The sequence below is a fragment of the Bacillus sanguinis genome (assembly GCF_018332475.1).
Lineage (GTDB): Bacteria > Bacillota > Bacilli > Bacillales > Bacillaceae_G > Bacillus_A > Bacillus_A sanguinis.
Window position 1 is genome coordinate 1 of the sequence record NZ_BOQB01000230.1, and the last position, 6309, is coordinate 6309.

The window sequence follows — 6309 nt, forward strand, 5'->3', positions numbered from 1 at the left end:
GCCTTTTTAGTCATCTTTTATTTTTTGATCTTCGATAGGAATCATTTTTACTTCATTTATTTTTTTGGATATAATAGTGCTTCGCAACTGTTAATTCCATGCCCCTATACAGATTTTTATTGTGTAAAAAAAAGCGAACAAAATACAATTATTCATAAAATAAAGGAGTTATTTTCGATTCCTACTTCCTCTTAAAACCAACTTCTTTTTAACTGCACTCTTTATTATAATATCTCACTTTTTAATTTCTTAATTTTCCAAGAGAGCCTTATAAAGAAGTAGATCCACATACAACCTGTAAGACCTGTCATAACTTTTGCCCAAACTGGCACTCTTGATTCCATTGGGCTTAAAAATAGATTATACATTGACGGTAATATACTTACTGATATAATAACAAGGAATAGCAATAACTCATTTAGTTTTTGTACCCTCGTCTCCTTTTCTGAGTATATATCAGGTAATTCATTTACCTCTTCTACTTCTTTACAAAAATAATTCCATCTTGTGAAACTTGTTACCCGTTTCCAACCTGACATTTCGTATATATCGAAGTACTCTTGTTGTTGTTCTTTCGAATCTCTATAAACTAATCTAAAATCAGCTTTATATATTACATCTTTTGGATCAGTTTTCTTAAACGTATACATTAAATTATATTTTTGTAATGCCCAACCTTGTTGATGCATCTTACGTAAAAAAGCTTCTTCTTTTTCTAAATTCCATGCCGTAAAAAATTTAAATACCCTTTTTGTCTCCATCTTCCATTCACTCCCCTAATATACTATTCCCATTCCTTACAGATCTCTGCAACCTGTTATACTCTAGCTCTAACACTTCTCTACCAAGTGCTGTTAACTCATAACACTTCTTTCTATCTGTAGAGGCAACTTCAACAATTAACTTCTCTTTTAGTAACTTCGTCGTATTGCCGTATAAAGTACCAGGACCAAGCTTTACCTCCCCATTTGTCATCTCTTCTACCATTTGCATAATTCCATATCCGTGCATTGGTTTCACTAGTGATAACAGTATGTAATATGTCGCTTCAGTTAAAGGAATGTATTTTCTCGCTTTCGTATTCATTATAACCACCTCCGATACATCGCTTTCTGATATATCGACTACCGATATATCGTATACCGATATTATATATTCACATTCCAAAATATGCAAGTATAATTTAATAATTAAATATCTATTTCTTTGAATTTAAAAATCATATTAATTTTCTGAATAATTTGTTAAAATATAGAAATACTAGCTCTTTTATATTGAAAGGAATGGTACATATGATAAATAAATTGAAAGAAAACATAGGATCTGTTTTTGTCGGTAAAGAAAATGTTATTGATCTATTACTCGTTTCACTGCTTGCTGATGGACATGTACTACTTGAGGATGTGCCTGGTACCGGAAAAACATTACTGGCGAAAACCATATCAAAAAGTATTGGTGGTAATTTTTCTCGCGTTCAATTTACACCTGATGTACTTCCAAGTGATGTAACTGGTATTGAATACTTCAACCCAAAAACAAGTGAATTCGAGTTAAGGATTGGACCAGTTATGACAAACATTTTACTAGCAGATGAAATTAACCGTGCAATGCCGAGAACACAGTCTAGTTTGTTAGAAGCGATGGAAGAACGACAAGTAACGCTCGAAAAACAATCTACACCCCTGCCGAAACCGTTCTTTGTTATTGCGACGCAAAATCCAATTGAATCACAAGGAACGTTCCCTCTTCCAGATGCACAGCTTGATCGCTTTTTAATGACGATTTCAATCGGTTATCCAACTCCTGAAGATGAGTTACAAATGATGCGACGTTTTCGTAACGATATACCATTAGAACGTGTCACACATGTTATCTCATTAGAAGATATATTAGAAGCTCAAAAACGAGTAAAGGAAATATTCGTTTCGGAACCGTTAGAACATTACATAATCAAACTTGCCGGTGTTACAAGAAATCACGATTACATCGCTAATGGTGTAAGTCCGCGTGCTACTTTAGCTTTAGTGCGCGCAATTCAAGCATTAGCCTTTTTAGGCGGGAGAGAATATTGCACCCCTGAAGATATACAATTTTTAGTTCCTTCTGTTTGGAATCACCGTATCGTCTTATCAATGGAAGGTGCTTTACGCACGACAAAAAATGATATAATACAAAGTATTTTAAAAGAAGTTGACGTACCTGTGGAGATTGAGCAAGCATGAATGGACAGCGTGTTGTAACTGTACCTTTATTTTTTCAACTCCATATTATTCAACTAACTGTGCCAGGCGCTATACTATTTACGTTTTTTATGCCGCAACGAATCATAATGTTTCTCTTTTTCTCCTATTATTTATTTGCGATTTTCATTTATAAATATGTCGCTTACATAGAGAAAAAATTTGAAGTTATAAACGAGAAACAAACAACTCGGCTTTTCCCTGATGAATCTGGACAGTTTTTTATTCATTTAAAAAACGGAGCAAATATACCACTCGTTAATGGTGTTTGTTATTTTCATTTAGACCCATCCCTACTACCGCATAAAGATCAAGGAATTGAACAAATATCAAAAACATTATTCTCTTTCCCATTTTCACAACCTGCATACTCGGCCCAAAAATGGGATTTAACATTAACCGCAACGAAGCGTGGCGTGTTTCAAATTGAACAGTTCGAATGTATTTTGAAAGATCCTTTTCATTTATTATCTGTACATTTACCTGTCTTTGATAAATTAAGAACTGAAATTATTGTGTATCCTTCTCCAAAAGAAGTAGCAGGTTTGCAAGAACTACAGCAACTTTTAAATGGATCTTTTCGAACGAATTTTTCTTTTTACAATGATGAAACATCTATTATCGGTGTGAAACGGTATGAACGTGAATCTTTCCGCTCCATTCATTGGAAAGCATCTGCTAAAATGCAGGAATTACAAGCAAAGCAATATGAACCTGTTAAAAATTATAGTTGGACAATTTGTCTTTCATTAGCTGCTGATCGCGGGTTTGGTTGGAAAGATAATATAGAAGATCTCATTTCATTTGCAACATACATTTGTCAATACGCAACGAAGCATCAAATTCCGTTTGAACTATTTATTAGTGTATTAGCTGAAGGTGGTCCTTTGCACTTACCATTAAATGAAGGACAAACACATTACGCAAAAGCTTTAGAGGAATTGGCACGTATTTCAGACGATAGCACATTAATTCCAAAACAAGGGTTTCTCCATTATACAAATAGAAAAGGAGAACGATCGTCTACAATAATTCACATTGGCTTGCAGAAGAATGATCTCTCCCTTCTATCGCAACCTACGTTTCTCATAAATAACGAAGGGATGGTGGAAAAACTTGAAAACTTGGCTCTATCACGTTAATGACTTTCTTCTGCTGCTCCTCCTTTCGTTATTAACAGAAAGGGACGAACTTGTTGCTATTGCTATATTATTAACAACAGGCTATATTGGCGTATTTCTAATTTATAAATTCATGAAGAAAAGAACGACAGGATTTGTCATACTGTTCATTACTCAAATAATCGGTTGTGCTTTCCTTCTCCCATTCTCTCTATTCGGCACAATTATGTTACCGCTTTTTTTCTTTATCGTACACGTAGTTGGGCCAGGATATCCGGTACAAAAATCATTAGGCGGTATTGTATGGTTCGTCTTTTCAGCCATATTTTATGCACCCTTCCCACCATTATGGAAACTGTTACTATTAGTGTTACACATTATGATTACATTTTGGTTAACAGGTTCAAATCGTAATCAACAGCTATTACGTTTCACTTCCATCATTACGATTGGTTTGATGAGTATAATACTTGTTCAAGTGTTTCCTTTCATTCGGCTTATTTTTAGCTTTATGACAGAAGTAGTCGCATTAGGGGTCGGTTATGTTATAAATCCATTTCTCATGGCAGCTGAATTGAAAGATACGGAAGGAGTTTGGGCAAGTAAAGGGCATCTCTTAAAACCTAAAATTGAAGACAATGGAGAAAAACTTCCTGATTTTGACCCCACACTCATAAATAGCATTACCATAATAGCATGTACAACTATCGCTACTTACGTCGTTTGGAAAATAGTAAAAAAACGAAAACATTTAAGTTTACCAAATATACCCACCTACGAATCTACTATTATTACTGATAAAGAAGGAATGAGCCAAAAACGTTTGAAACGAAATAAACCTCCACATAACGAAATTCGGAAGGAAATTTTTAAGCTAGAGAGTAAGTTAACCCCTCCTTTAAATAGAAAACGGGGAGAAACTGTTGAGACTTGGCTAGAAAGAATAAACGATGAAGAAGATGTAAATATTCAAAGTGATAGTATTATAAATGCTTATAATACTGTGCGTTATTCAAATGGTGCAAACACTGTACTTCTACACGAATTTAAGGAAGAGATTCATAAACTTTATGCATATCAAAAACATTTGAAGAAAAGAAAGAAATAAGACAACAAAAAGACTCCTATTTTCATAGGAGTCTTTTTGTTACGTTACTTTTTAAATTGAAGCGTTTTTCCCTGCTTCAATTTCTAATGACTCTTCATGCCACCAAAGAGTTTCTTCAGGGTCTTCTTTAGCAATTTGGTGTGCTTCTTTTTTCGATTCTACTGTAGGATATGAACCTTTTAGCGCACGTCCTGAAGTTGTTACGAATAGTACACTAAATACGACTAATCCTATAATACTTACACCTGTTAAATAAAATGCCGGTGCAAGCGGATTACCGGTTGCATGAACTAAGTATGAACATACAAGTGGTGTTGTACCACCGAATATCGATACAGAAATATTAAATGAGATCGAAAGTGCTCGATAACGTACATCGGTGAAAAAGAGTGATGGTAATAATGAAGGTAATGTTCCTTCATACACACTTAGGAAGAAACCTAATACGAAAATACCTGCAAATATAGCGGCAATATGTCCGTTACCTATTAGTAAAAATGCTGGAATTGCAAATACAGTTAAACCAAGTAAACCAATTTGCACGACGCGTTTATTACCAATTTTATCACTTAATTTACCGAAATAAAGTGCCAGTGGAATCATAAGTGCCATCGTAATAGAAATAATTAATAAGCCTGTTGTTTCTTCGACTTTAAGTACTTGAGTTAGATAAGAAGGAATATACGAAAGAATCATATAATTCGTAATATTAAAGAAGGCTACAATTACTGTGCTTAATAAGAAGTCTTTTTTGTGATATTTTAATATATCCATAAATGAAAATTGTTCGTTGTCTTCAGATTCCTCTTGTGCTTTTTCCATCTCTTCAAAGATGGGAGATTCATCTAAATGACGGCGTAAATATAAACCGACCAAACCAATTGGTGCAGCTATTAAGAAAGGAATACGCCAGCCCCAGCTGAGCATTTGCTCATCTGTTAACAATAACGTCAAAATGGTAACAATTACCGATGCAGCAATGTAACCTGAGAGTGTTCCAATTTCAAGACCACTACCGAGTATACCACGCTTTTTATCTGGAGAAGATTCTGCGATATAAACCATTGCACCTGAATATTCGCCGCCTGTAGAGAAGCCTTGAATCATTCGGGCAACTAAAAGTAGTATTGGTGCCCATACACCAATTTGTTCATAGGTTGGTAGTAATGCGATGAATAATGTAGAAAGTGCCATTAAAATAATAGTAGTACTTAACACGATTTTTCGGCCGTACTTATCTCCTATTCTACCAAAGAATACACCCCCGATTGGTCGAACGAGAAAGGCTGCTGCAAATGTACCGAATGTAAGTACAAGTTGCAATCCACTATTATCAACACCTGAGAAGAATAATTGACTTAAAATTACCGCTAAATACGCGTATAATCCGAAGTCAAACCACTCCATTGCATTCCCTATACCAGTAGCAACTACTGCTTTCCTGGCTTGTTTAGGATTGACAATATTAACGTCTTGAGGTTCAAAATTTAAATCATTATTTTGTTGCATATAATAAAACAGCTCCTTATTTAATTTAACTTCTTTAAGCACACCTTCTCTTATTGAATAAAATTAATTCGAAGCACTTAAGGAAAATCAACGTCTCCTTATCTGTTATTATTATTTCACATAATTAATTATTTGTCCAATTAAATGCTATTTTTATATAAAACTACACCCCATTTAACTTTTTGTAAAATGAGGTGTAGGCTATATAATATATACCTTTACACCACAAATGAACCTTTCATTTATTTATATTTATTACGTTTCTATCATCGCTTCCTCCAACCTATAAATTAGTAAGCTTCACTAACTATTTGCATATACAGCTTTATTT

The 6309-nt window shown here is 34.2% G+C and carries 6 protein-coding genes; 3 read left to right on the plus strand and 3 right to left on the minus strand.

The window, feature by feature from the left end:
• Positions 1-224 precede the first annotated feature (224 nt).
• Both KI369_RS21910 and KI369_RS21915 read right to left on the minus strand, forming a co-directional pair.
• Positions 225-761 carry a DUF2812 domain-containing protein gene (locus KI369_RS21910; RefSeq protein ID WP_212957377.1) on the minus strand — a complete coding sequence of 179 codons (537 nt, stop codon included), beginning with the start codon at positions 759-761 and terminating at the stop codon, positions 225-227.
• A gap of 7 nt (positions 762-768) precedes the next feature.
• The gene (locus KI369_RS21915; protein WP_212957378.1) at positions 769-1086 is read right to left on the minus strand and encodes a PadR family transcriptional regulator; all 318 of its coding nucleotides are present in this window, start codon (positions 1084-1086) and stop codon (positions 769-771) included.
• A 206-nt stretch (positions 1087-1292) separates the two neighbouring features.
• Between KI369_RS21915 and KI369_RS21920 the strand changes: the two genes are divergently transcribed.
• The 3 genes from KI369_RS21920 to KI369_RS21930 are packed head-to-tail and all read left to right on the plus strand — an operon-like array spanning position 1293 to position 4469.
• The gene (locus KI369_RS21920; protein WP_212957379.1) at positions 1293-2222 is read left to right on the plus strand and encodes an AAA family ATPase; all 930 of its coding nucleotides are present in this window, start codon (positions 1293-1295) and stop codon (positions 2220-2222) included.
• Positions 2219-3382 (plus strand): DUF58 domain-containing protein, encoded by a 1164-nt coding sequence (locus tag KI369_RS21925; protein ID WP_212957380.1) that lies wholly within the window; start codon positions 2219-2221, stop codon positions 3380-3382. The genes KI369_RS21920 and KI369_RS21925 overlap by 4 nt, the downstream gene beginning before the upstream one ends.
• Positions 3357-4469 carry a DUF4018 domain-containing protein gene (locus KI369_RS21930; protein ID WP_212957381.1) on the plus strand — a complete coding sequence of 371 codons (1113 nt, stop codon included), beginning with the start codon at positions 3357-3359 and terminating at the stop codon, positions 4467-4469. The genes KI369_RS21925 and KI369_RS21930 overlap by 26 nt, the downstream gene beginning before the upstream one ends.
• 51 nt (positions 4470-4520) lie before the next feature.
• Here KI369_RS21930 and KI369_RS21935 read toward each other — a convergent pair whose 3' ends face one another.
• The gene (locus tag KI369_RS21935; protein WP_212957382.1) at positions 4521-5978 is read right to left on the minus strand and encodes an MFS transporter; all 1458 of its coding nucleotides are present in this window, start codon (positions 5976-5978) and stop codon (positions 4521-4523) included.
• Positions 5979-6309 lie beyond the last annotated feature (331 nt).

Excerpts from the sequence above, each read along its gene's own strand:
- KI369_RS21910 (WP_212957377.1), bottom strand. The coding sequence starts at position 761 with ATGGAGACAAAAAGGGTATTTAAATTTTTTACGGCATGGAATTTAGAA.
- KI369_RS21915 (WP_212957378.1), bottom strand. The coding sequence starts at position 1,086 with ATGAATACGAAAGCGAGAAAATACATTCCTTTAACTGAAGCGACATAT.
- KI369_RS21935 (WP_212957382.1), bottom strand. The coding sequence starts at position 5,978 with ATGCAACAAAATAATGATTTAAATTTTGAACCTCAAGACGTTAATATT.
- KI369_RS21920 (WP_212957379.1), top strand. The coding sequence starts at position 1,293 with ATGATAAATAAATTGAAAGAAAACATAGGATCTGTTTTTGTCGGTAAA.
- KI369_RS21925 (WP_212957380.1), top strand. The coding sequence starts at position 2,219 with ATGAATGGACAGCGTGTTGTAACTGTACCTTTATTTTTTCAACTCCAT.